Source organism: Winogradskyella eximia (assembly GCF_003386165.1).
GTDB lineage: Bacteria > Bacteroidota > Bacteroidia > Flavobacteriales > Flavobacteriaceae > Winogradskyella > Winogradskyella eximia.
This window is the reverse complement of record NZ_QRDV01000005.1, coordinates 81154-107612: the sequence shown is the minus strand read 5'-3', so window position 1 is coordinate 107612 and position 26459 is coordinate 81154. Positions and strand designations below refer to the sequence as shown.

The window sequence follows — 26459 nt, the reverse complement described above, 5'->3', positions numbered from 1 at the left end:
TAAATCATGAAAATCAAAAAACGAAATGTCATTAGACTATGGTCTATCGCAATACTAACTTGTGCTTTTATAGCGCCTCAAAATCTAGAGGCTCAGCGTAAAAAGAAAAAGAAAAAAGACAAAACAGAGGCTGCAGCGCCTAAACCAAAACCAAAATCGAAAGAGAAATCAATTAAAGATCTTACTAAGTCTAGTAAAAAAATAGATGGGCTTTTTACAATGTACCGAGATACAATTACAGGTACATTACAAATGGTGGTTAGTGAGAAGCAGATAGGTAAGGAGTATATTCATTTTAATCAAGTATCAAACGGAGTTGTTGAAGCTGGACGATTTAGAGGGGCTTACGGAGGTTCTAAGGTTTTTAAAGTGAAAAAATACTATGATAAAATTGAATTTGTCTCTCAGAATACATCTTTCTATTTTGATCCTAATAATGCCATTTCTAAATCTAAAGATGCTAATTTAAGTGAAGGTATTATGGCAACTGTAAAAATAGAAGCACATGATAAAAAGGAGGGCTTATATTTAATTAAAGCAGATGGTTTATTTTTAAAGGAGACGTTTTCTCAAGTAAAGCCGCCACGTTTTCCTGGTGCTAGTCCAATGGCTTTTTCTCTTGGTAATTTAGATAAAACAAAAACTAAGATTAATAATATTAAAAACTATGAGGACAATACAAATCTAGAGGTAGAGTATGTGTACTCAAAGCCTTCTGTATTAAATGGCGGTTCTCAAGCTGTAACAGATGCTAGAAATGTTAGTATTAAAGTTTTTCACAGTTTAATTGCGATGCCAGAGAATGATTATGAAATTCGTTTAGATGATCCAAGAGTGGGTTATTTTACAACGCAAGTAAATGACCAAACGGCTACAAATTCGGCACCATATAAAGATTTGGTGCATAGATGGAATTTAGTAAAAAAAGACCCAAATTCAGCAATTTCTGAGCCTGTAAAGCCAATTACATGGTGGATGGAAAATTCTACGCCTATAGAATGGAGAGAAACTATTACTCAAGGTGTTTTAGAATGGAATAAAGCTTTTGAAAAAGCCGGATTTAAAAATGCAATGGTTGTGAAGTTGCAACCAGATGATGCAGATTGGGATGCTGGTGATATAAATTATAATGTTTTACGTTGGACGTCTTCACCTAATCCGCCTTTTGGAGGTTATGGACCTAGTTTTGTAAACCCTAAAACAGGAGAAATAATTGGAGCAGATATTATGTTAGAATATGTGCATTTTACAAATAGAGTATTCTATGATCAATTATTTGATTTAGCAAAAGCAGATGTGGAATTTGATGCATCAGATTATTTGCAAAAAAATAAAGTGTTATGTTCTTTTGGTCATGTAATGCACGAAAATACCATGTTTGGCCAAGCTGTAGTTGAAGCTGCAAGTGGTTCGGAATTAGAAATGGCTCGCATGAAAAAGGAAGCCATGTTAGCTTTAATTATGCACGAGGTAGGACATACACTTGGTCTTAATCATAACATGAAGGCGAGTCAGTTATTCTCACCGGAACAATTAGCAGATAAAGATTTTATTGAAGGTAAATGTTTAACGGGTTCAGTAATGGATTATGCTGGTATTAATTTAACAAATAATAGAGCAGATCAAGGACAGTATTATGATACTTCTGTTGGTCCTTACGATGTTTGGGCCATTCAATTTGGATATACGCCTTTTAAATCTGAAGGGGAAAAAGTAAGCTTACTTAATAGGTCTACAGAACCGCAATTAATTTTTGGTAATGATGCAGATGATATGCGTGCTCCAGGTAAAGCAATTGATCCTAGAGTAATGGTAGGTGATTTGTCTAACGACCAAATTGGTTATTCTATTGATAGAATTAAGTTAGTTGATAGTATGATGAAAGACGTAAAGTCTAAGTTTTCAAAGGATGGACAATCATACCAAGAGTTAAGACGAGCTTATTATTTATTAAGTGGCCAGCGTGCTACAGCGGTTGGTGTTATTTCTAGATTTATTGGTGGTGTCTATGTAGATAGAGCTATGATAGGTCAGGACGGAGGAACACAACCTTATACACCTGTTAGTTTAGAAGATCAAAAACGTGCGATGAATGCGCTAAAAACATATGCTTTTTCACCTGATGCCTTTAGTGCACCGAATGATCTTTATAATGATTTAGCTATGCAGCGTCGTGGTTATAACTTTTTCAGAGGTCCTGAAGATCCAAAAATTCATCAACAAGTTTTAACGTATCAGCAAAATGTTTTAAGACATATCTTGCATCCTAATACCTTACAGAGAATTACAGATAGTGAGTTATATGGAAATAAATATAGCTTGTCTACATTTATGACAGATTTAAATACAGCCATTTTTAAAGCGGATATTTATAGTAATGTAAATTCATTTAGACAAAATTTACAAATTTCATATACTAATATGCTTATAGATATGCTTACTGGTAAGCAAAATGGTCGTTATACCAATAATGCAAAATCAATGGCATTATATAATTTAAAGCAAATTAGAAATATGGCAGCAGTTACAGGTAATGTATCTAGTAAGGCTCATAAGCAACACTTACGTACGTTAATAGATAATGCACTTAAAGAGGTTAAGTAAATAGAAGATTGAAGTGTATAAAAAAAGCACAAATTGCAAATGTAAATGCGATTTGTGCTTTTTTATATTAATCCAAGTTTTTAACCTTCAAAATCCATATCGTCTCCGCCTGTTCTCTCAGCACGTTCTCGTTTATTTAGTTGTTGGTTAAATCTGTAGATGAAAGATACATTCACTTGGCGTTGTCTCCATTGAAATTCACTATAACGACTGTAGAAATCTGTAGTGGTTACAGATTTGTATTTTCTAGAGTTAAGTAAATCTCTAACATTTACAGATATTGTTGCTTTTTTGTTTAGTATTTCTTTACTAAACGCAAGGTCCAAAGAGAAAATACCTTCAGTATCTGACTGCGCGTCTTGTCTTGCTCCTCTGTAGAACGCACTAGTTTGCCAATCTATAGCTAAAGGTAAAGTGACTTTAGAGCTAAAGCGAGCGAACCAACTTGTATTTTTTGCTCCGTAATCTACACCGTTAAATTCTCCATCGGTTTCAAACTGAAAGAAGTTAATACTAGAGTTTAATCGCAACCATTTTTCAGGATTGTACATTAAACCAAGTTCAGCACCTGTACGTTTGTTAGTAGAAAGGTTAATTGGGATAGTTCTAATAATATCAATACCATCTGTAGTTTGTTGCCCAGTATTTTCTTGTACACGTTCAAATGAGTCTGTTTCGTGTTGGTAATAAATAGAAGATGTTAGTGTAAACTTTTCCCAACGTTTTAGATAGCCTAAATCAAATGTGCTAGAAAATGCAGGATCTAAGTTAGGATTTCCTTGAAAAATATTGGTTCTACTAGAACGAGAAGGGAAGGGGTTTATGTACCAACCACGTGGACGATTAATTCTTCTGTTGTAACCTAGTGTTATACTTTCTTCAACATCTGAATCTGCAGATGAAAGATTATAGATAAGGTTCACGGTTGGGAACATACCTAAATAGTTTTTATCAAAATCTAATTCGTCACCTGTTATTTCTGAATCAGTTTTTCCTTTCAATTGTGTGTTTTCTAATCTTAAACCTAATAAGAAAGAGAATTTTCCAAGTTTTGAACCGTATTGCGTGTATAAAGCATTTACGTTTTCTGTATAATCAAAAATGTTTGAAATTTCTTCATTGATTTCAATGATTCCAGTTTCCGTGTCTTCTTGATCAAGTTGATAATCTGTATTGCTATTTTTGAAATTTCCGCGATATCCTGCTTCAAAACGAGAATCTTTTCCTAGTGGTAATACATAATCTGCTTGGAATAGGTATTCTTTTTGGTCTTCATAAGTAAATTCTTGTTCTATTTGGAAAGGGTCTGGTGCGGTTTGATCAGTGAAAATATAATTTTCATCTAGGTATGTAAGACCATCTTCGTTATCTTTTTCAAATTGAAAGTCGGCTGTTAATTTATGGTCGCTATCATCTCCAAAGCGTTTTACATAGTTAAGTGCAATTTGAAATCTGTTATCTTTTTCTGTTTCTTTTTCCCTTCTATATGTTTCTTCAACTATAGTACCATCATTAAAACGTTCACTAGAATTTATAGATGTATCTGCATCATTTCCAAAATTATAAAACAAGCTACCTGTTAGCGATGAGGATTCATTTAAGAAATACTCCATGCCTATGTTTGCATTATAATTTCTGTTTAAGCGTTTAACTTTTTTTGTTTCAATAATTCTTCGGTACGTAGGTGTTAAAAGTTGACCATTGTCATCTGTAGTATCAAAATAATCAACATCTGTATATGTGTTACGAGGTGAGTCATTATATCTCCAACCAAAATTAGAAAACAGATTATATTTTTCCTTTCGGTAATTTAATGCTGCAGAAACACCAAGATTATCAGGATTACCAGCCGTTAAAGTTACTGATCCATTAAAACCAATAGTTTCTTTTTGTCTTAAAATAATATTTAATATTCCAGCTGTACCTTCAGCATCATATCTAGCAGAAGGTGAGGTTATAACTTCAACACGTTCAATGGCTTCAGCTGGTAATTGGCTAAGGATATTACCATCTCCAAAACCAGCCATTGCAGATGGTTTTCCGTTAATTAAAATTCTTACATTTTCATTTCCTCTTAGGCTAATAGCGCCTTCTACATCAACTGTTACAGAAGGTACGTTATTAAGAGCATCGCTTACGGTTCCTCCAGCAGTCGTTAAATCTTTACCAATATTATAAACCTTTTTGTCTAATTTTATTTCTACGGTAGTTCGCTCAGCAACAACCATAACTTCGTTTAATGTAGATACGTCTAAAGCCAAGCTTATGGTTCCTAAATTAATGTTTTCTGAAATGGTCTGTTCTGGAAAGTTTTTGGTTTTGTATGAAATATATTCTACTGATATTAGATAAGTACCAGCGGGAACTTCTAGCTTAAATTTTCCTTTAGTATCTGTAATACCACCAGAAATAATTTTGTTGTCAGCTTTTGTTTTAACAACGACTGTTGCATATTCTAAAGGAATGTTAGTATCTTCTTCTATAACCGTTCCTTCAATTTTAACCTCTTTTTGAGCAAACGAAAAAGAAAAAGTAAATATTAATAAAAGCGTACTAAAGAAATGTAATTTCATATCAAATGGTTAAAAGGTTGATGCTATTTAGACTCGCAAAAATACCTTTAGTTCATTTGAAATTGGTTAATCTTATGTTAAAGACAACTGTTAAAAAATGTATAAATTTTAATTATCAGAGATTAATCTTTGTCTTTTTTTCTTTTTTTGTTTTTCCGCTTTTTCTTCTTCTTTTTTACAACTTCTTTTTCGTCAAATTTACCTTTAATCATTTCTTTGATTTTGGTCATATCTCCTTCTGAAATAAGTTCTTCAAGATCTTTGAAATGGGTGTTTTCTAGATTTTCAACAGCTTTTATACGATCAAGATTATGTTCGAATTTAGTATTAAAAATAACCATTTTAGCTTCGAAAAAACTGCTAATATTTTGCTTAATGATATGTTTTTGAAATTCATCTGCCTCTAGAGTAGTTAGGAAATTGTCAATATATTCTTCCTTACGTTCTTCTATCTCACGTTCGCGCTTTGCAATTTCTTGCTCAGTTGGTTCTCTATTTGTTTCAGGAATACGATTCATGTTACCACGTTGTCTTTGTGCATGAATATTCATTCCCATGAGAATAGCGAAAACTAATAAAACTAACTTTTTCATTGGTATTAAATTTAAATAATTTCTAGTATGGCTTCTGTAGGTCTTCCAATTACGGCTTTTTCTCCATTAACTACAATAGGTCGTACTATAAGTTTGGGGTGTTTTACCATGGCTTCGATAATATCTTTGTCTAAAATCGTTTAACCTTTTTGGCTCTTCTTTTTCTTTTGCGCCTCTTCTTTTCTGCGCTTCTTTTTTACTTCTCTGTTCTTTTTTAAAATTGATTTATCATCAAATTCCCCCTTGGTCATTTCTTTTATTTTAGCCATATCACTCTCAGATACAATCTCTATAAATTCTAAAAAATAAATATTCTCTAAATTCTCTATGGCTTTGTTTTGATCAAGTTTATTTTTGAATTTAGTGTTTGAAATGGTTGTTTTCGCATCAATAAAACTCATTATCTTTTGTTTAATAATATTTTTTTGAGGCTCATCTGCTTCCAAGGTGGTTAAAAAATTGTCAATATATTCTCTTTTTCGCTTTTCTGCTAAACGTGCGCGCTTTTCAATTTGTTTTGCGGTTGGTTCGGTCTGGGTTTGAGTAATACGACTATTACGATTAGGCTCTTTACCACGTCTTTGTGCATAAATATTTAAACCTAAGAGTAATACAAAAACTGTTAATATTATCTTTTTCATGTGAAGGAAATTATATGATTTCTAAGATTTTTTCCGTAGGCCTCCCAATTACGGCTTTATCTCCATTAATTACAATTGGTCGTTCTATAAGTTTGGGGTGTTTTACCATGGCTTCGATTAGCTCTTGATCTGTAAGTGTTTTATTCTTGTAATCAGATTTCCAAATGGCTTCGTTTTTACGAACTAAATCTATTGGTTTAATGCCTAATTTTGAAATAATAGAAGTAAGTGTTTTAGAAGATAATTCATCTTCAAGATATTTTATAATTTCAAATTCTTTTCCGGAAGCTTCTAATGCGGCTAATCCTAGTCTCGATTTAGAACATCTTGGGTTGTGGTATATTTTAATCATATCTTTTAGTGTATTACAATTATAATGCCGAATCTTCTTTTTGTCCCATCATCATTAAATAGGCTTTTAAAAAGGGTTCAATATCGCCATCCATAACAGCATCTACATTCCCTGTTTCATGAGCAGAACGTACGTCTTTTACTAATTTATAAGGATGCATTACATAATTCCGAATTTGGCTTCCCCATTCAATTTTCATTTTTCCTGCTTCAATATCGTCTCTTTGTGCCATTTGTTTTTGTAGCTCAATCTCGTACAATTGAGACTTCAACATTTGCATGGCTCTATTTCGGTTATCATGCTGAGAACGTGTTTCTGAACATTGAATTTGTATACCAGAAGGCTTATGTAATAATTGCACTTTGGTTTCAACTTTGTTTACATTCTGTCCACCAGCTCCACTTGAACGTGCCGTTGTGATTTCAATATCTGCTGGGTTAATGTCAATTTCAATAGTATCATCAACTAACGGATACACATAAACGGAAGCAAAACTAGTATGTCGTTTTGCATTACTATCAAAAGGAGAAATACGTACCAAACGATGCACTCCATTTTCACCCTTAAGCCAACCAAAAGCAAAATCACCTTCAATTTCTAAAGTGACTGTTTTTATACCAGCAACATCTCCATCTTGTAAGTTTAATTCTTTGACTTTAAAACCGCTTTTTTCAGCATACATTAAATACATACGCATCAGCATACTTGCCCAATCACAAGATTCTGTTCCGCCTGCACCAGCTGTAATTTGAAGTACAGCACTAAGACTGTCTCCTTCTTCGGAAAGCATATTTTTAAATTCTAATTTTTCAATTGCGTTAACTGCCGTTTCAAAACGTTCTTCAACATTTTGCATCGGAGCTTCGTCTTCTTTATAGAATTCGTAAATAACTTCTAAATCTTCAAAAAGGGATTTGGCGTTGTTATAATCGTTAACCCAACTTTTTTTCTCACGAATAGATTTCATTACTAATTCGGCAGCTTTGGAGTCATTCCAAAAATTAGGATCAAAAGTTTGCTCTTCTTCGTTGGCGATTTCTATGAGCTTAGCATCTAAGTCAAAGATATTGTCTAAGTACGTCTAGACGGGAATTAAGATCTTTTATTTGATCTGATGTAATCATAAATAGTAGAATTTTGCACAAATATAAGGTGCGTTGTTAAAGTGCCATAATTTTGAATCGGTTTTTTAGAAATTCCGTAGTTTTATCTTCTGAAATATGCCATAAAAATGAATATAGATTTACGAAGCGATACAGTTACTAAGCCGTCAAAAGAAATGTTAGAAGCCATGATGTCTGCTGAGGTTGGAGACGATGTTTTTAGAGAAGACCCAACGGTTAATGCATTAGAAGAACGCTTGGCTAAAATGTTTGGTAAGGAAAAGGCATTGTTTTTTCCTTCTGGAAGTATGGCAAATCAAATCGCTATAAAATTGCATACCCATCCTGGTGAACAAGTAATCTGTGATAAATATGCACATATTTATAACTATGAAGTTGGTGGTGTGGCTTTTCACAGTGGAGCATCTTGTAAATTAATAGATGGAGATAGAGGCATGTTTACTGCTGCACAAGTTGAAGACGCTATTAATCCTTCGGAATATTATTATAGTCAATCTAGCTTAGTCGAAGTTGAAAATACAACCAATAAAGGAGGTGGAGCATGTTGGGATTTTAAAGAAATTGAACATATAAAACAAGTTTGTAAAACCAATAACTTAGGTTTTCATTTAGATGGAGCTCGTCTTTGGAACGCTTTGGTTGCTAAAAATGAATCTACATTACAATACGGAAATACTTTTGATACGATTTCGGTGTGTTTAAGTAAAGGATTAGGATGTCCTGTAGGTTCTGTTTTAATAGGTGATGAAGCTATTATGAAACAATCATTAAGTTTAAGAAAACTCTTTGGTGGTAATATGCGACAAGTTGGTTATTTGGCAGCGGCTGGTTTGTTTGCCTTAGATCATAATATCGGTCGCCTTGCAGATGATCATAAAAAAGCTAAAGAAATAGGAGAGGTGCTTTCAACGTTATCTAAAATTAAAAAAGTAGAACCCATTGAGACCAATATTGTTATTTTTGAATTGAATGATAACGTGGATGAGGATGAATTCCTAAATAAATTGAAAGAAAAGAATATCCATATTATAGGAATGGGAAGCCATAAATTACGCATGGTCACGCATTTGGATTACACAAACCAAATGCATGACAAGCTTTTAACTGAATTGAAGTCTATTTAAACATATCCATGCCAGGAATACTTGGCATGCCTTCTTTAGCAACAGCTGCAACTTCTGCTTCGTGCACGTTAGTTGCTTTTTCAATAGCTTTATTTAATGTTAGGATTAAATAATCTTCTAACATGTCTTTATCTTGAAGCAAATCATCTGCGATATCAATAGATTTAATAGTTCTATTAGCAGTAATGGTTACTTTTAGTTTATTATCGTTACTAGTTTCGTCAATTAAAACGGTGTGTAAACGTTCTTTTGTTGCTTCAACTTTCTTTTGAGCTTCTTTTAATTTGCCCATCATTCCCATCATATCTCCAAACATAATCGTGTCTTTTAAAATTATCAGGTGCAAAATTACTAAATTGCGGCACTTTTTCGACTAAAATTTTCTTAAACAAATGCAAAAGAATTCAGAATTAAATCCACCAATTGCCAAAAAGATACCACATCAATTAGAAAAGCATGGTGACGTGCGTATTGATAATTATTTTTGGATGAAAGATAGAGAGCATCCAGAAGTGATTGCGTATCTCAATGCAGAAAACGACTATTGTGATGCGGAAATGGCACACACAAAAGACTTTCAGAAGGATTTATTTGAAGAAATGAAAGCCAGAATTAAGGAGGATGATTCATCTGTGCCTTATAAATATAATGGCTATTGGTATATCACTAAATTCGAAAAAGGAAAAGATTATCCTATTTATACCCGTAAAAAAGATAGTTTAGACAATCCTGAGGAATTGTTGTTTGACTGTAACAAAATGGCTGAAGGCTATAGTTATTTTAAATTAGCTGGTATTAGTATTAGTCCAGATAATAAATTGGTTTCTTACGGAATTGACACTACAGGTAGACGAAATTACACGATTCATGTAAAAGAAATAGAAACAGATCAAGTTGCTGCAGATAGAATTGAAAGTACTACAGGTTCTTCAAGTTGGGCAAATGATAACAAAACGTTATTCTATACAAAGAAAGACGAGGTTACGCTTAGAGCTTTTCAAATCTTTAAACATCGTTTAGGCGATGAATCTGAAGATGAACTTGTATTTCAAGAAGGTGACGATACGTTTGGTGTTGCTGTTTATAAATCAAAATCTAGAAAATATTTAATTATTGCATGTTATAGCACATTAACCAATGAGTATCATATTTTGGATGCAGATAATCCAGAAGGAAAATTCCAAGTGTTTCAGCCAAGAATTAGAGGTTTAGAATATAGTATTTCTCATTATGAGAATCACTTTTATATTTTAACAAATAAAGATAAGGCAACCAATTTTAAATTAATGAAGACGTTAGAAACAGATACTAAGGTCGAGAATTGGACAGAGGTGATAGCTCATAGAAAGGATGTACTGATTGAAGGTATAGATATTTTTAAAGAGTATTTAGTTATTAGTGAGCGTAAAAATGGTTTAAATGAAATTAGAATTATGCGTTGGGATGGTAGCGAAGATTACTATTTGCCGTTTGATAATGAAACATATACGGCTTACACAGGAACTAATGTAGATTTTGATACTGAGATATTGCGCTATGGTTATAATTCAATGACTACACCTTCGTCTGTGATTGAATTTAATATGTGTACTAAAACGAAGACTGTGTTAAAAGAGCAGGAAGTTTTAGATAAGAATTTTGACAAGGATAATTACATTTCTGAACGTATTTGGGCAACAGCAGAGGATGGAACTAAAATACCGATGTCTGTAATCTATAAAAAAGGAATTAAAAAAGATGGAACAAATCCATTATTACAATATGCCTACGGAAGTTATGGTTCTACAGTAGATCCTTATTTTTCTACCATAAGATTAAGTTTGTTAGATCGAGGATTTATTTATGTCATAACACATATTCGTGGAGGTGAATATTTGGGACGTAATTGGTACGAGCATGGAAAATTATTAAATAAGAAAAATACATTTTCAGATTTTATTACTTGTTCTATTCATCTTATAAAAGAAAGGTATACCTCTTCTAAGCATTTATACGCTATGGGAGGAAGTGCTGGAGGTTTACTAATGGGAGCTATAGTTAATAAGGCACCTGAGCTTTATAATGGTATTATTGCTGCAGTACCTTTTGTAGATGTTATTACAACAATGCTAGACGATTCTATTCCTTTAACGACAGGAGAATATGATGAATGGGGAAATCCTAATGATGTTTTGTATTATAATTACATAAAAACATACTCTCCTTACGATAATGTTGAAGCTAAGGCTTATCCTAATATGTTGATTACAACAGGCCTTCATGATTCGCAAGTGCAATATTGGGAACCTGCAAAATGGATTGCTAAACTTAGAGACCTTAAAACAGACAATAATAAACTATATTTAAAAACAAATATGGATGCAGGTCATGGTGGTGCTTCTGGGCGTTTTGAAAGCTTAAAAGAAGATGCAGAAGAGTTTGCCTTTTTGCTTGATTTAGAAGGAATATCTAGCTAACTAAAAAAAAATGTTACTTTTGTAAGGTTTTAGGTGTCTAATAATTTTAATAGGTTACTGAAAATAACTTTTATGAAAGAAAATAAAAATGTATTTGATAATGTACTTCAACTCATAGGAAATACACCACTTATCAAATTAAATAGAATGACAGCCAATTTTGATGGCGATTTTTATGCTAAAGTAGAAGCGTTTAATCCAGGTCATTCTTCTAAAGACAGAATTGCATTACATATAATTGAAGAAGCTGAGCGTCAAGGTATATTGACGCCAGGAGATACCATAATAGAAACAACTTCTGGTAACACAGGTTTTAGCCTTGCTTTGGTGAGTATCATCAAAGGTTACGATTGTATTTTGGCTGTAAGTTCTAAATCTTCAGCAGATAAAATAGACATGTTAAAGTCAATGGGAGCAAAGGTTTATGTTTGTCCTGCACATGTTAAGGCAGATGACCCACGTTCTTATTATGAAGTTGCAAAACGTTTACACGAAGAAAATAAAGGGTCTATTTATATCAATCAATATTTTAATCAACTTAATATTGATGCACATTACAACTCTACTGGTCCAGAAATTTGGGATCAGACAGAAGGTGAAATCACACACTTAATTGCTTGTAGTGGAACAGGAGGTACTATTTCTGGGATCTCTAAATACTTAAAAGAGCAAAATCCAAGCGTAAAAGTTATTGGTGTTGATGCTTACGGTTCTGTTTTAAAGAAATATCATGAAACTCGCGAGTTTGATCATAAAGAAATTTATCCATACAGAATTGAAGGTTTGGGTAAAAACTTAATTCCTACTGCAACAGACTTTGATTTAATAGATAAGTTTGTAAAGGTTACGGATGAAGAAAGTGCACATACTGCAAGAGAAATTTCAAATACAGAAGGTCTTTTTGTTGGTTATACAAGTGGAGCAGCAATGCAAGCTATAAAGCAATTACAAGAAGAAGGTGAGTTTAAACCTACAGATAAAGTTGTTGTTATATTTCCAGATCATGGATCACGTTATATGAGTAAGGTATATAATGATAAATGGATGGAAGATCAAGGCTTTTTTGATAGTAAAAGTGAAGTGCAAGCCACTATAGAGTACATAAAGTAAACTAAATTATTAATAATTATAAATCTATCATAGGTCACTGTGATAGGTTTTTTTATGCTTAGTTTTTTGTTTTGCTTCTTTTTCTATGATTAATTATAGGTGAGGTGGTATCAAAAACATATAAATGATATTAAGCATAAATGATAAGTGCGAAGCCATAATTGTATAGGAGAAAAATATAATTATGTGTTTTTATTAATTCTATTTTGAAAATTATTTTTTAATTGTATCAATTAATTTTATGTAATCAATTATTGTTTAAAACTTAGTTGATACTTAAATTAAATAAATTATGCATTCATAATATTATTAATTAATTTTGCAAGCACTAACAAGATTAAATTAACTAAATAATTATTGATTGGTTACGCATGTTTTTTTGTGTAAAACAATTGATTAACAGCAAACTTAGCGCATGAAGGATTTATTTGAAAAGATTTATAGAGACAAAGGACCGCTTGGTAAATGGGCAGCGCAAGCAGAAGGGTATTTTGTATTCCCTAAACTTGAAGGTGAGATTTCTAATAGAATGAAGTTTCAAGGAAAAGATGTTATTACTTGGAGTATCAATGATTACTTGGGTTTAGCAAATCATCCAGAAGTAAGAAAAGTAGATGGAGAGGCAGGTGTAAGGTATGGTTCAGCATATCCAATGGGTGCACGTATGATGTCTGGTCATACAGATTTACACGAACAGTTACAAAATGAATTAGCCGCTTTTGTTAATAAAAAGGCAGCTTACCTTTTAAACTTTGGATATCAAGGTATGGTTTCTACCATTGATGCTTTGGTAGCTAAAGATGATATTATTGTATATGATGTAGATTCTCACGCTTGTATTATAGATGGTGTGCGTTTGCATATGGGTAAACGTTTTACTTATAAGCACAATGATATGGATAGCCTTGAAAAAAACCTTGAACGTGCTACTAAAATGGCAGAGCAGACAGGTGGAGGAATTCTTGTGATTTCTGAAGGTGTCTTTGGAATGCGAGGAGAACAAGGTCGTTTAAAAGAAATTGTTGCACTTAAGAAAAAATTCAATTTTAGATTTTTTGTAGATGATGCACATGGATTTGGTACACTAGGAGCAACTGGTGCTGGAACAGGTGAGGAGCAAGGTGTTCAAGATGAAATTGATGTATATTTTGCAACATTTGCTAAATCTATGGCAAGTACTGGTGCATTTATTGCAGCAGATCAAGAGATTATTGATTATCTAAAATATAACTTACGTTCTCAGATGTTCGCTAAGTCCTTACAAATGCAACTTGTAGTTGGTGCATTAAAACGTTTGGATATGTTGCGTACAATGCCAGAGCTTAAGAAAAACCTTTGGACCATAGTTGATGCTTTACAATCTGGTTTAAAGGATCGTGGTTTTGATATTGGTACAACTCAAAGTTGTGTAACTCCAGTGTATTTAAAAGGAAGTATTCCTGAAGCAATGGCTTTAGTAAGAGATTTACGTGAAAATTACGGAATATTTTGTTCTATAGTCGTTTACCCAGTAATACCTAAAGGCTTAATATTGCTTAGAATGATTCCAACGGCAACACATACTTTGGAGGACGTTAAAGAAACATTAGATGCTTTTGATGCTATTAGAAGTCGTTTAGAAAACGGAACTTATAAAAGAATGTCTGCAGCTTTAATTGCAGCTATGGGTGAGTAATTAGAGTCTCATAATAAAATAAAAACGGTCATCTTAATTAAAAAGATGACCGTTTTTTTATACTTAATCTTTGGTATGTAAAAGCTAAAGATCTTTCACAAACGTTTTCCGTCTAGCATAGATAATAGGATCAAAATGTTTCCATATTTTTTTAATGGCAAAATTGTCTTCTAATTCGGGTGTTCTGTAGCAAGTTTCTATGCCTTTTTCTTTAAAGGTTTCGTAATATTCGTTGAAGATTACTGCATGTACTCCTTTGTTTTGATATTCAGGATGTATACCAATTAAATAGAAGATAACTTCTTTACTATTTCGTTTTGCTTTTAAAATATGTGTAAATCCAAACGGGAATAACTTTCCATTTGCTTTTTGTAAAGCTTCAGCAAATCTTGGCATTACTATCGCAAAACCAATAAGTCTATCGTTGTTATCAACAACAAATTTGATGTATTCTGGATTGATAAAACCAATAAATTTCTTTTTAAAATATTCTTTTTGGATATCAGTAATTTCTACAAAAGAAGATAATGAGGCGTAACTTTCATTAAACAAGTCAAACATACGGTCTACGTATGGCATTACTTCTTCTGTTTTAGTAAATTTTAAAGCTTTAAGGTTATAACGCTTCTTAATAAGTTCTTGAGCTTTTTTAAAGAATATAGGTTTTACGTTATCAAAAGGAAAACTACTCTCTGCATATTCTTTTTCAATTTTGTAGCCACGAGCTTTATAGTGGTCAACATAATAAGAGTGATTGTACCAAGTTATCATTGTAGCCAAATGATCGTAACCTTCAGTCATTACTCCAACTTTATCTAAGTTAGAAAATCCAACTGGTCCTTCTGCATAACTGAGGTTATGCGCTCTTCCAATGTTTTCAATGGTATCAAAAAGGGCAGTGCTAACAGCAATGTCATCAATAAAATCAAACCAACCAAAACGCATTTTTTTAATGCCTTTTTTGTCTACTTCTAACCAATTAATAATAGCAGCAATTCTACCAACAATTTCACCTTCTTTATAAGCTAAGAAAAATCGTGCTTCAGCATCATTAAAAATAGGATTCTTATCCTTGTTAAATGTTTCTAATTCTTGTTTAATAATAGGTGGTACCCAATATTTAGAATCTTTGTATAGTTTAAAAGGAAACTGAACAAATGCTTTTAAATCCTTTTTGGATGTGGCTTCTTTAATTGTAATCATATACTTAAACGAGCTGTAAATTAAAAGTCAAAATCATCTGCTTTTTTATCCTTGTTTTTATTTATTTTCCTCTTATCTTTTTTGTTTTGCTTTTTGCTCTTGCCTCCTTCATCATTAGATGTGCCATTTTCTATCTTTTTATCTTTGTGAAAGTCTAATCGATAAGATGCACCAAAAGCAATATTGAAGACTGTTGGAGTATCTTTTGTATTAAAAGCAATATTAGCATCTAATTGAAAATCTTTAGTCCAGAGATAAGCACCTCCAAATCTAAAAATGTTATCAGCATAAAAATCACTATTAATTCCTTGTGCTTCTCCAAATACTACCCATTGTGGAGTAAAGGAATGGGTTAAGGTCAGTATGTATGAGAAATCAGATTGGTCAGTACCGATTCTATCTTTAATTAAATTCATTACAAATACCCAACCACCATTAAAATTATTTTGTGTAGCGATCATTACCTTAGGACTAAAACCAGAAACATCAGTTGCTAAGTAAGGGTTATCCTTAGTATCAAAATTAGCACCAACATAAACGGCAACAGCTGGTATTAATGATTTCCAACTAAACTTTCTATTCGCATGATAACTATAAATATTAGGTTTTTCTTCTTCTGCATTTTTATAAGGATCGTAAACTAAATATTTAGCTCCTAGGGTAAAGTTCTTAAAGTTTGAGCGTGGAGTTTCGTCAGGAGTTAATCCATTGTAATCTGTTTCAGTATCATTCTGATAAATACCATCAAGAGATAATTCTAATTGCTCAAATAGCAAACCATATCTTAAGGCAAAATCAAGACCGAATCCTGAAACTTCATAATTTCTTAGTGCGTGGTCTTCTTTTACAGTAAAAGCGCCCGCTTCAAATTGTGCGACGCCTGTACCAACAGAAAAGGCACTTTTTGAAACACCAGGACGATTAGAATTAATGACTTCTGTATATTGAGCGTAGGCAGAACTGAAGCTTAATGAAATGAGTAAAGCAAGCGTTGATTTGAGTATTCGCATTTTTTATAGGTTTAATAAGGATTTAAAACCATCCAATCTAATGAAGATTTGAGCCAAATATAAATATTTTATACCATTTCTTATTTGAAATTTCAAAAGTGAAGCGATATTATGATTTTTTTAAGGAATTATAACGCATTTTAAATGACTATAATTGTATTTTTGAATATTATAATCTTTATTATTTAAGAAGCTTAGTCCATGGGATTACTCAGAACTATTTTAATTATCTTGCTTGTTTACTTCGGTTTTAAGATTTTATCACGTCTTTTTGCCCCTTTGTTAGTGCGTTTTGTAGCAAAAAAGGCAGAAGAAAAATTTGGTCAACAATTTGGAGGGTTTCAAAACCCTAATCAACAAAGACAAGAGCAAAAGCAAAAGGAAGGCGAAACAGTTATTGATAAAATGCCTAACGAAAATAAATCTTCTAACACCAAAGTTGGAGAATATATCGATTACGAAGAAATAGAATAGCTTTATTCCTTATAATTTAAGCTGAGTATGTTTCAGTATCAAGGAAACTCTAGCGATGTTTCAAAAAAAATAACTACTTTTCAGAATCATTCAACTTAAAGCATTCTCATGTCATTTTCTATAAAACGTTTATTGCCACATGTCCTAATTTTAATTGGATTTGTAGTTGTTTCCTTAGCTTATTTTAGTCCTGTTTTACAAGGCAAAAAAATTAACCAAAGTGATATTATGCACTATATTGGTATGGCTCAGCAACAAAAAGAGTTTGCCAAGACAACAGGTGAAGAAACGTATTGGACCAATAGTGCGTTTGGCGGAATGCCAACCTATCAGTTAGGTGCAAAATATCCTCACAATTATATTAAAAAACTAGATTTAGCTTTACGCTTTCTACCTAGACCTGCAGATTACTTATTCCTTTATTTTATAGGATTTTATATTTTATTACTATCCTTAAAAGTTGATTTTAAGCTAGCCGCTTTAGGTGCATTAGCCTTTGGTTTTTCTACGTATCTCATTATTATCTTGGGTGTAGGTCATAACTCTAAAGCACATGCCATTGCTTATATGCCATTGGTGTTAGCGGGAATTATTCTCACTTTTAGAAAGAAATATATACTTGGGTTTTTATTGACAACTATTGCTTTAGGCTTGCAGATTGTGGCAAATCATCCACAAATGACCTATTATCTTCTTTTATTAATATTGGTGTTAGGATTGTCTTATTTGATTGATGCTTATAGAAAAAAGGTTTTACCACATTTTTTTAAATCGGTTGGTTTATTAACCATGGCAGCTATTTTAGCTGTTGGTCTTAATGCAACTGGGATTATGGCAACGCAAGAGTATGTTAAAGAAAGTGTTCGTGGACAAAGTGATTTAACTATAAATCCAGATGGTTCACTAAAAGAGGTGACAACTGGTTTAGATAGAGATTATATTACAGAATATAGTTATGGTATTTTAGAAACGTTCAATCTCTATATCCCAAAATTTATGGGAGGAGGTAACTATGAAGATGTTGGTAAAGACTCTGAAACTTATAAGGCTTATATTAATTTAGGAGCTTCACCTATTGAAGCTTTAGATGCAGCAAGAAATGCGCCGATGTATTGGGGAAATCAACCCATTGTAGAGGCACCAGCTTATGTTGGAGCTGTAATTATTTTTCTTTTTGTACTAGGTCTGTTTCTAGTGAAAGGACGATTAAAATGGTGGCTTGTTGGTGGAACTATTTTTTCTCTTTTATTGTCTTATGGAAAGAATTTTGGATTTCTAACCGATTTATTTATCGATTATGTGCCTTTTTATAACAAATTTAGAGCGGTAAGTTCTATACAGGTTATTTTAGAATTGTGTATTCCGGTATTAGGCATTTTTGCTTTATCACGTTTGTTTAATGACTTTCAGAAAGATGAAGAAAAACTAAAAGCCTTGCTCTATTCTGTTGGCATTACAGCAGGTTTGGCTATCATCTTTTTACTATTTAAATCAACATTATTTGATTTTGAAGGCTTACGAGACGACCAATATATTAGTGCTTATGGCCAACCATTTATGGATGCTGTTATTAAAGACCGAAAATCGTTAATGACAACAGACACCTTAAGAACTTTAATCTTAGTTTTGCTTTCTGCAGGAACGATATACTTATTCCTAAAAAAGAAATTATCAGAAACATTAGTCGTTGTTGTATTTGCAGTGTTAATCCTTTTCGATTTAGTGACTGTAGACAAACAATACGTTAATAACGATAATTTTATCTCGGCCATTAAAGTAGACAAACCATACCAACCCAACCAAGCTGATAAAGAAATTTTAAAAGATAAAGGGCACTTTAGAGTGATGGATATGTCTACAGAAGGGCAACGAATGCCTGCAAAAGCGGCTTATTATCATAATTCATTAATGGGTTATAGTGCAGCAAAACTAGGACGCGTAGAAGAGTTATTGGAGTTTCATGTGTATAAAAACAATATGAATGTTCTCAATATGCTTAATACCAAATACATTATAGCAGAAGAGCAAGGGCAAATTTTTCCATATACTAATACAGAAGCTAATGGAAATGCTTGGTTTGTTTCAAAACTAAAGGTTGTTGCTGATGCTAATCAAGAAATTGTAGCTTTAGATAGTTTAAATACAAAAACAACAGCTGTTTTAGAACAAACGGTTCAGACCGATAATAATTTAAAAACAACATACCAAGTTGATTCTATAGCTTCAATTCAGTTAAAGGAATTCAAGCCAAATTATTTAAAATACGAATCGAATAACACAAATGTAGGTTTAGCTGTATTCTCAGAAATCTATTATGCTCAAGGCTGGAATGCCTACATTGATGGTACATTAACGCCACATTTTAGAGTAAACTATGTACTAAGAGCATTAGAATTACCTATAGGAAACCATACCATAGAATTTAAATTTGAACCACAAGTTGTAAAAACAGGAAGTAATGTGGCTCTAGCTAGTTCTGTTATATTAGTAATTTTGCTATTGTTAGGTGTTTTTTATGAGTTTAAGCGACGTAAAGCGAATGCTTAGTTATTATGAATAAAAAAACACTAATCATAACCTATTACTGGCCACCAGCTGGAGGTCCAGGTGTGCAACGTTGGTTAAAATTTGTGAAGTACTTACCTGAATTTGGTATTGAACCTGTTGTCTATTGTCCTGAAAACCCAAACTATCCCATTATTGACCAAAGTTTGGTAAATGAAATCCCTGATAATATCACTATTTTAAAACAGCCGATTAATGAACCTTATGGTTTAGCGAGTTGGTTTTCTAAAGGGAGCTCTAAAAAAATTAGTTCTGGAGTTATACCTAAGGCTAAAAAGCAATCGTTAATTGAAAAAGCGATGCTTTACGTTAGAGGCAATTATTTTATTCCTGATGCACGTAAAAATTGGGTACAGCCTTCAGTTTCTTTTTTATCAGATTATATTGAAAAACATAAAATTGAAACCATAATTACTACAGGTCCACCACATAGTTTACATTTAATAGGTTTACAGCTAAAAGCAAGATTAGGTGTAAGATGGTTAGCTGATTTTAGAGATCCATGGACAACGATTGGTTATCATAAAGATTTAAAACTAACGGATTCTTCAAAAGCAAAACACATCGATTTGGAACAAAAGGTTTTAAATACTGCCGATGAAATTATAGTGACTAGTAATCATACGAAGAATGAATTTCAAAATAAAACCAAACAACCGATTACTGTAATTACAAATGGTTACGATGTACATTCAGTTAGAGTAGAAGGGAAGGATGAAAAATTCACCCTATCTCATATTGGTTCGTTGTTGTCTGAACGTAATCCTGTGGTTTTATGGGAAACGTTATCAGAATTAATTCAGGATGATGAAGCTTTTTCAGAAGCATTCAAATTACAACTTATAGGTGTGGTTAGTGATGATGTGATTGAGTCTATTCATCAAAATGGGTTAAATAATCACGTCAATGTAGTGGGTTATGTGAGTCATGATGAGGCTTTAAAATTTCAAATGCAATCGCAATTGTTGCTGTTAATAGAAATCGATTCTGAAGACACTAAAGCTATTATTCCGGGAAAAGTGTTTGAATATATTGTTTCTGAAACACCAATTTTGGCCATTGGACCTAAAGATGCTGATGTGGAGCAAATTATTAAATCCACTAATACAGGAACGTATTTTAATTATCAGCAAAAAGCCCAGTTAAAATTACAAATCTTAAACTATTTTGAAGCTTTTAAAAATAAGACTTTAACCGTAAATGCTATTGGTTTACAACAGTACAGTAGAAAAGTATTGACACAAAAATTAAGTGAAATTATCAAGGGTAGATAATTTTTAAAGTTCTTTATAGAATTTAATAGTCGTATTTTGTAGCACTATGGGAATCGTATTAAAACAGTCATTTAAAAACACATTAACCACGTACTTGGGTTTCGGTATTGGCGCAATTAATACACTTTTTCTTTACACTAATTTTTTAACGGATCAATATTATGGTTTAGTTGCTTTTTTGCTTTCTGCAGCTAATATAATGATGCCTTTTATGGCATTTGGTGTACATAATGCGATTGTAAAATATTACTCAACTTTTAAGTCTAAAAACAGTATTAATAGCTTTTTAACGCTAATGTTGTTTTTACCATTATTGTTTATTATTCCAATATCGATCATTGGTTATTTTGCTTATGATGCTATTGTGGGTTGGCTTTCAAACGAAAATCAAATTGTCGAAAATTACGTTTGGCATATTTTTATTTTGGCAATTTCCATGGCTTATTTCGAGATCTTTTTTGCTTGGACAAAAGTGCAAATGCAAACTGTATTTGGAAATATAATGAAAGAGGTGTTTCAAAGAGTCTGTATTATGTTTTTGCTTTTGGCCGTTTATTTAGATTGGCTAACAGTAGATCAATTTATAGTAGCATTGGTTGGCGTTTATGTTTTACGAATGGTTATTATGAAATTGTATGCCTTTTCGGTAAGATTTCCTAAGTTAAATTTTCAGAAAACAGATAATAGATTTTCAATACTAAAATACTCAGGGTTAATGATTATTGCAGGTTCGGTTTCAATGTTGATTCTCGATATCGATAAATTTATGATTGGTCTAATTTTACCAGATATAGAACAAGTAGCTTATTATAGTGTTGCTATTTTTATAGCTACTGTTATTGCGGTTCCGCAACGCGCAATGCATCAAATTATGTTGCCATTAACGGCTAAATATCTTAACGAGAAGGATAATGTTTCTTTAGAGAACCTATATAGACGGAGTTCGTTGACACTTTTAGTGGTAAGTGGTTTTATATTTTTGCTTATTATATTAAATATCAATCAACTTTATGTTGTTCTTCCAGAGAAATTTACTGGAGGATTATTTGTAGTATTAATTGTGAGTTTAGCGAAGCTGTACGATAATAGTTTAGGGAATAATAATGCTATTTTATTTAATAGTGATTATTATAGAATGGTGTTGTTTTTTGGTGTGTTGCTGGCTATAATGGCAATAGTACTGAATTATATTTTTATTCCTGTTTACGGTATTGAAGGATCTGCATTTGCTACATTTTTGGCTGTATTTATCTACAATACCATCAAAATTGTATTTGTGAAGCAAAAGTTTAACATGTTGCCTTTTACTTCAGGAACTATTAAGATTACTTTAATCTTGCTCGTGTTGTCTCTTGCTTTTTATTTTTGGGAATTCCCTTTTCATCCCATTGCTAATATTGCATTTAAATCTGGATTAATTGGGTTTGTTTATTTTGTTCTTATCTTTAAGTTTAATGTCTCTGAGGATATATCTGAACAAATAAAAAAGTATCTAAAAATTTAAATACTTTATAATAAAGAAATTCCCGTAAGGTGCGTTGAGGCATACTTCATACGGGAACTCCTAACCAACCAAAAAAACTTTTTATCCTCTTGTACGTCTTGAGCTAGATCTTGTAGAACTTTGGTTGCTTGTTCTGCTTGTATTAGATCTTGCCTTTACAGACGATGATTTACTTTTAATAGTACTTCCTTGTCTCGTATTTTGAGACCTTGTTGTATTGCTTGAGCGATTTGTTGTCGTTCTTGGCTTACTTATAGAAGTAGTTTTGTTATTAGACACAGATTTGTTTGTTCTGGTCACATTATTATTTCTTGTAGAAATAGAATTACTCTTTCTTGTCGTTCTGGTAGGAGTTGAAACTCTGGTGTTAGAACGTGTAGTTGTAGCACTTTCATTTCTAGTTGTTCTTGTTGGAACTGAAGCTCTAGTATTAGAACGTGTTGATGTTGCTTCACTAGATCCACTTCTTGAATTAGATCTCGTTGTGTTTGCGCTACGTGTTGCTCTTGTTGAGTTACTTTCACTTAAACGTGTAGCTCTTGTTGTTGCAATTGTTGTATTATTACGTTGTACACGAGTTCTTATACTGCGTTCTGTATTGTTTCTTGGAGTTTGAGCATAACTTCTATTTCTAATAGAAGTAGTTTTTCTTATAGCATAACCATTATCACGTCTTCCAATATTATAGTGTCTTACATTATTAGTGTAAGGTCTGTAATAAATATGTCTTACAGGTGCATAATGTTGTCTGTATGGATTAACATGAACGATACAAAAATCAACATGTGGTGCAGCATAAAACCTATGCCATGGTCTGTAAACATAAGCTCTGTTGTAATTATTGATGAACCCATCATATCTCCAGAAAGCATTGTTTCTGTAATAGACATTTAATCCACCAACTCTATTTATTCTTCCAAAACTATTATAGTTAATGAAGATATTTCCAATTTGGTTTACTCGTCCATAATAATCATAATAGATTGGTGTATTTTCAATTTGAATTATAGCCCCAAAGCTATCATATTGTACATAAGGATTATAATCGTAACCAGAGTTAAAACTTAAACTGAATCCTGGTCTATCAATATTTACACTTACATCCGGACCATAATTTGGTAAGTAAAAGTCAAACTGACCATCTGCAAATACAGAAAACTCAATCCCTTCTTCAGTAAAGATGAAAGAATTACCATAACCTCTCACATAGTTATTAATTGAAGCGTCTGCTTCTGATGTCGTTGTGTTGGTTGCGAATGCAGTTGTGCTTATAGCGACTAAAGCTGCAAATAAATATAGTATTCTTTTCATAATAAGTGGGTTTTAAATTAAACTCATATAGTAGTAAACAAACAGCATGCCAAAAAAGTTAAGTATTTGATTTTGAGTTGTTTTGGTTGATTTGTGGTTGCTTTTGAATTGTAATTAATAAGAAAAAACCCTGAAATGTTTGGGGAAACATTCAGGGTTTTTAAAATCCATTACACGGTAATTAATGGATTAAAAACATTATTAGATATATTAATCTTTAATTTTCTTTTGCTTTAAGGTTTTTCCGTCTTTTCTATAATAATAGTAATCTTCATTATGGTCATCACTTTCCCAATCATTATAATTATTTGTATCATCAAAATGATCTACAGAACATCCAGATATACCACAAATACCACAACTTTGATTATTATAGTTAACAAAACCTCTTGTGCCAATGACATCTCCGTGTCTATTGGTTAAAATTCGTAAACCACCAACTTGTACAAGCTGTCCGTTTCTATAGCTCATATAAACTGAGCCAACACGCTTAAGTCGTCCTTGTCTGTCGTAATTCATAAAAACATTGCCTATTCGTCTTACACGTCCTTGGCTATCATGTGTTATTAAAACACCTCTATCATTAGAATTATAAGTTGTTCTTGGTGCACCATAAGTTCTGTTAGTGTTTCGTCTTGTTCTAGAGTTTGAACGTCTGTAATAATAATTATCAGTATCAGGAACTGTAGAATTTAATTCGGTATTAAAATCGAAACTACCATCTGCAAAGATTAAAAATTCTACACCGCGTTCTACAAACAAAATAGGTTGTGCATAATGATTACGTGATTTGTTTAAATCTTCCCCATTTAAAACAGCATCTCCTGCTGTTGTTGCTTTGGCAGATGTTAATCCTATTAACACCATTGCCATAAAAAGTACTTGTCTTTTCATAATCTATAGGTTTTTAGATTCGCCTTGTCACTAACTCGTTTAGGACTTTTAGGCTTTCTTACTTGGTTTGATATTTTCAATTAACGTGCCAAGTTTGTAAAGGGTTGATATAGATGTTTTTATGATTAATTTGATTACTTGGTAGTAATCACATATGAAGCTCATTGATGCATTTTGTAAGACATATGGTATAATTTTTATTACTTTTAAACCAGACTAACCATCAATTATGAGCACCAACCAAGTGAATTGTAAAAATTGTGAGCAACCTTATGATGAGGATTTTCAATTTTGTCCGCATTGTGGACAAAAAACAAACGATGAGCTTACCATAGGTGTTTTGTTTTACAATACGATTAGTAATTACTTTTCATTTGATGCACGGTTTTTTAAAAGCTTTATTCCACTACTTTTTAGACCAGGTTATTTGGCTAAGGAATTTATTAAAGGAAAACGTTTATTGTATTTGCATCCTGCTCAGATGTATCTGTTTATCTCAGTAGTGTTCTTCTTTATTTTTTCTTTTAGCGTAAGGGAGCAAGTAGATACTCTAAATAATAATTTTCAAGAAATTTTTGATAAAGATGGTACTGTTGTTTTAGACTCTATTCAAACCATAAAAAGAGACTCTATAAGACACATTAAAGATTCTATAGATAGAAAAGAAATTGAAAGTGCACTTAGGAGTAATAAGTTTATTACTGGTATGAGTGATAAAGAAATTGATTCAATAGTAAAACTAGATAATTTACCTAAGAAAAATGATATATCTTTTGGTTTTGATGAGTCAGAAATAGATTCTTTACTTAGTGTTAATGCTATTGATAAAGAAATTTATGCATCCATGGGATTAGAAGAGGATGATGGTTGGTTTATGCGAAAACTATATACTCAAGTACTTAAGTTCTATAAAGCAAAAGATGCTGGTAATGTTATTGGTGCATTTTATGATACTGTGCCTATAGCCTTGTTTTTTGTATTGCCAATTTTTGCTTTAATTCTTAAACTGTTCTACTTTAGAAAAGGGCAATATGCACATCACTTAGTCTTTAGTTTTTACTATTTTTCGTTTGTTTTTACCGTTTTGACCATAATTTTTGGTGTTAACTTAGTATATGAAATATCAAATTGGATAGATTTTTTAATTGCGTTATCTTGTTTTTTATACCTTTTTATAGCCATAAAACGCTTTTATAATCAGGGATGGTTTTGGAGTTTTATCAAAACTTTTCTGTCAACAATGTTGTTCTTTCCTGTGGTTTTCCTTACGGCTTGCGCAATCTTAGTATTTGCTTTTATGAACTATTAAGCTTTTATCGAACCAGCATGCCATATAGGAACATCTAAAAAATCACTCAAAATTTCAGCATCACTAATAATTGATTTTAAGTTGCCGTGATCTACTACATTTTTTCGGGATCCATCTTTAAGCACTAGGTTGAGTTCAAAACTTTTATAAGAACCTTTATCATTTTTTACATGTTCTCCAATGAGTTGAATGGCTATAATAGAGTTTAAGGGAATTTGAGATTTTGATGCGCTCTTATTACTATTGTGTATTTTAAATTTATAAGCTTTATAATAATAGCCTATTTGTTTATCGAAAACGCGTGGCATGTAAAACATATAATACATAAAACCACCTGCAGTTGCAAAAATTAACCCGAATATGAGTAAAAACCATTCAACTTCTGCAAAATTGAAATTATTTCCAAATAATGGATAAATACCAAAAAAGAGCACACCTAATCCAATTGCTAAAAATATAAAACCAAAAATTGCAGCACCAATTGAAGGTTTATACAATATTTTTGAGCTCGACTCTTTAATGAGCACATTTGTTTTGAAGCTTGCGCCTCCACTATTTAAAGGAGAAGTATCAACTTTAGATTTTATATTATCAACGTCAGTATAAAGCTTATTTTCTTTAGCCTCAATAATTTCGTTATGAAATCCTTCAGGTAGGTTCATT

The 26459-nt window shown here is 32.2% G+C and carries 21 protein-coding genes and 1 pseudogene; 10 read left to right on the top strand and 12 right to left on the bottom strand.

Annotated features, from left to right (window positions below; genetic code table 11):
• Window positions 1-6 precede the first annotated feature (6 nt).
• Window positions 7-2604, top strand: a complete 2598-nt coding sequence (locus DFQ10_RS11595) for a zinc-dependent metalloprotease (protein ID WP_115817596.1) — start codon at window positions 7-9, stop codon at window positions 2602-2604.
• Between the two features lie 80 nt (window positions 2605-2684).
• Here DFQ10_RS11595 and DFQ10_RS11590 read toward each other — a convergent pair whose 3' ends face one another.
• The 6 genes and pseudogenes from DFQ10_RS11590 to prfB form a co-directional block, all read right to left on the bottom strand.
• On the bottom strand, window positions 2685-5177 hold the full coding sequence (locus tag DFQ10_RS11590; protein ID WP_115817595.1) for a TonB-dependent receptor domain-containing protein: 2493 nt from the start codon (window positions 5175-5177) through the stop codon (window positions 2685-2687).
• 122 nt (window positions 5178-5299) lie between these two features.
• Window positions 5300-5770: a hypothetical protein gene (locus DFQ10_RS11585; protein WP_115817594.1), complete on the bottom strand. Its 471-nt coding sequence runs from the start codon at window positions 5768-5770 to the stop codon at window positions 5300-5302.
• An 11-nt stretch (window positions 5771-5781) separates the two neighbouring features.
• Window positions 5782-5895, bottom strand: a pseudogene (locus DFQ10_RS11580) (ArsC/Spx/MgsR family protein); the annotation flags it as partial.
• A 15-nt stretch (window positions 5896-5910) separates the two neighbouring features.
• Window positions 5911-6411: a hypothetical protein gene (locus tag DFQ10_RS11575; protein ID WP_115817592.1), complete on the bottom strand. Its 501-nt coding sequence runs from the start codon at window positions 6409-6411 to the stop codon at window positions 5911-5913.
• A 10-nt stretch (window positions 6412-6421) separates the two neighbouring features.
• Window positions 6422-6763 carry an arsenate reductase (glutaredoxin) gene (gene arsC, locus DFQ10_RS11570; RefSeq protein WP_115817591.1) on the bottom strand — a complete coding sequence of 114 codons (342 nt, stop codon included), beginning with the start codon at window positions 6761-6763 and terminating at the stop codon, window positions 6422-6424.
• 19 nt (window positions 6764-6782) lie between these two features.
• Window positions 6783-7887, bottom strand: a protein-coding gene (gene prfB / locus DFQ10_RS11565; RefSeq protein ID WP_115817590.1) for a peptide chain release factor 2 whose coding sequence is annotated in 2 segments (ribosomal slippage) — window positions 6783-7823 and window positions 7825-7887 — 1104 coding nt in all. Because the reading frame shifts where the segments join, the coding sequence is not laid out codon by codon here.
• 107 nt (window positions 7888-7994) lie between these two features.
• Between prfB and DFQ10_RS11560 the strand changes: the two genes are divergently transcribed.
• On the top strand, window positions 7995-9011 hold the full coding sequence (locus DFQ10_RS11560) for a threonine aldolase family protein (protein WP_115817589.1): 1017 nt from the start codon (window positions 7995-7997) through the stop codon (window positions 9009-9011).
• On the opposite strand, the gene DFQ10_RS11555 is transcribed toward DFQ10_RS11560, so the two are convergent.
• Entirely contained in the window at window positions 9004-9327 is a 324-nt protein-coding gene (locus tag DFQ10_RS11555) for a YbaB/EbfC family nucleoid-associated protein (protein WP_115817588.1), read from the bottom strand. The genes DFQ10_RS11560 and DFQ10_RS11555 overlap by 8 nt on opposite strands.
• A gap of 76 nt (window positions 9328-9403) precedes the next feature.
• Here DFQ10_RS11555 and DFQ10_RS11550 point away from each other — a divergent pair, with 76 nt between their 5' ends.
• The 3 genes from DFQ10_RS11550 to DFQ10_RS11540 all read left to right on the top strand — a co-directional run bounded on the left by DFQ10_RS11550 (window position 9404) and on the right by DFQ10_RS11540 (window position 14252).
• Window positions 9404-11467 carry a S9 family peptidase gene (locus tag DFQ10_RS11550; RefSeq protein ID WP_115817587.1) on the top strand — a complete coding sequence of 688 codons (2064 nt, stop codon included), beginning with the start codon at window positions 9404-9406 and terminating at the stop codon, window positions 11465-11467.
• 72 nt (window positions 11468-11539) lie between these two features.
• A complete protein-coding gene (locus tag DFQ10_RS11545; protein WP_115817586.1) occupies window positions 11540-12577 on the top strand; it encodes a PLP-dependent cysteine synthase family protein in 1038 nt (345 codons plus the stop codon).
• Between the two features lie 415 nt (window positions 12578-12992).
• Window positions 12993-14252 carry an aminotransferase class I/II-fold pyridoxal phosphate-dependent enzyme gene (locus tag DFQ10_RS11540; protein WP_115817585.1) on the top strand — a complete coding sequence of 420 codons (1260 nt, stop codon included), beginning with the start codon at window positions 12993-12995 and terminating at the stop codon, window positions 14250-14252.
• An 84-nt stretch (window positions 14253-14336) separates the two neighbouring features.
• On the opposite strand, the gene DFQ10_RS11535 is transcribed toward DFQ10_RS11540, so the two are convergent.
• Entirely contained in the window at window positions 14337-15455 is a 1119-nt protein-coding gene (locus tag DFQ10_RS11535) for a GNAT family N-acetyltransferase (protein WP_115817584.1), read from the bottom strand.
• A 20-nt stretch (window positions 15456-15475) separates the two neighbouring features.
• On the bottom strand, window positions 15476-16465 hold the full coding sequence (locus DFQ10_RS11530; protein ID WP_115817583.1) for a transporter: 990 nt from the start codon (window positions 16463-16465) through the stop codon (window positions 15476-15478).
• A gap of 201 nt (window positions 16466-16666) precedes the next feature.
• On the opposite strand from DFQ10_RS11530, the gene DFQ10_RS11525 reads away from it, so the two are divergent.
• The 4 genes from DFQ10_RS11525 (at window position 16667) to DFQ10_RS11510 (ending at window position 22282) form a co-directional block, all read left to right on the top strand.
• On the top strand, window positions 16667-16939 hold the full coding sequence (locus DFQ10_RS11525) for a DUF4834 family protein (RefSeq protein ID WP_115817582.1): 273 nt from the start codon (window positions 16667-16669) through the stop codon (window positions 16937-16939).
• Between the two features lie 108 nt (window positions 16940-17047).
• Window positions 17048-19486, top strand: coding sequence for a YfhO family protein (locus tag DFQ10_RS11520; RefSeq protein ID WP_115817581.1), 2439 nt, complete (start codon window positions 17048-17050; stop codon window positions 19484-19486).
• 5 nt (window positions 19487-19491) lie between these two features.
• Window positions 19492-20778: a glycosyltransferase family 4 protein gene (locus tag DFQ10_RS11515; protein ID WP_115817580.1), complete on the top strand. Its 1287-nt coding sequence runs from the start codon at window positions 19492-19494 to the stop codon at window positions 20776-20778.
• A 46-nt stretch (window positions 20779-20824) separates the two neighbouring features.
• Window positions 20825-22282: an oligosaccharide flippase family protein gene (locus DFQ10_RS11510; protein ID WP_115817579.1), complete on the top strand. Its 1458-nt coding sequence runs from the start codon at window positions 20825-20827 to the stop codon at window positions 22280-22282.
• Window positions 22283-22363: 81 nt separating this feature from the next.
• Here DFQ10_RS11510 and DFQ10_RS11505 read toward each other — a convergent pair whose 3' ends face one another.
• Both DFQ10_RS11505 and DFQ10_RS11500 read right to left on the bottom strand, forming a co-directional pair.
• On the bottom strand, window positions 22364-23593 hold the full coding sequence (locus tag DFQ10_RS11505) for a hypothetical protein (protein ID WP_115817578.1): 1230 nt from the start codon (window positions 23591-23593) through the stop codon (window positions 22364-22366).
• Between the two features lie 210 nt (window positions 23594-23803).
• Window positions 23804-24487, bottom strand: a complete 684-nt coding sequence (locus DFQ10_RS11500; protein ID WP_115817577.1) for a hypothetical protein — start codon at window positions 24485-24487, stop codon at window positions 23804-23806.
• A gap of 229 nt (window positions 24488-24716) precedes the next feature.
• Here DFQ10_RS11500 and DFQ10_RS11495 point away from each other — a divergent pair, with 229 nt between their 5' ends.
• Complete coding sequence (locus tag DFQ10_RS11495) at window positions 24717-25796, top strand: DUF3667 domain-containing protein (protein WP_115817576.1); 1080 nt, start codon at window positions 24717-24719, stop codon at window positions 25794-25796.
• On the opposite strand, the gene DFQ10_RS11490 is transcribed toward DFQ10_RS11495, so the two are convergent.
• The gene (locus DFQ10_RS11490) at window positions 25793-26458 is read right to left on the bottom strand and encodes a hypothetical protein (RefSeq protein ID WP_115817575.1); all 666 of its coding nucleotides are present in this window, start codon (window positions 26456-26458) and stop codon (window positions 25793-25795) included. The two genes, DFQ10_RS11495 and DFQ10_RS11490, sit on opposite strands and share 4 nt — an antisense overlap.
• Window position 26459 lies beyond the last annotated feature (1 nt).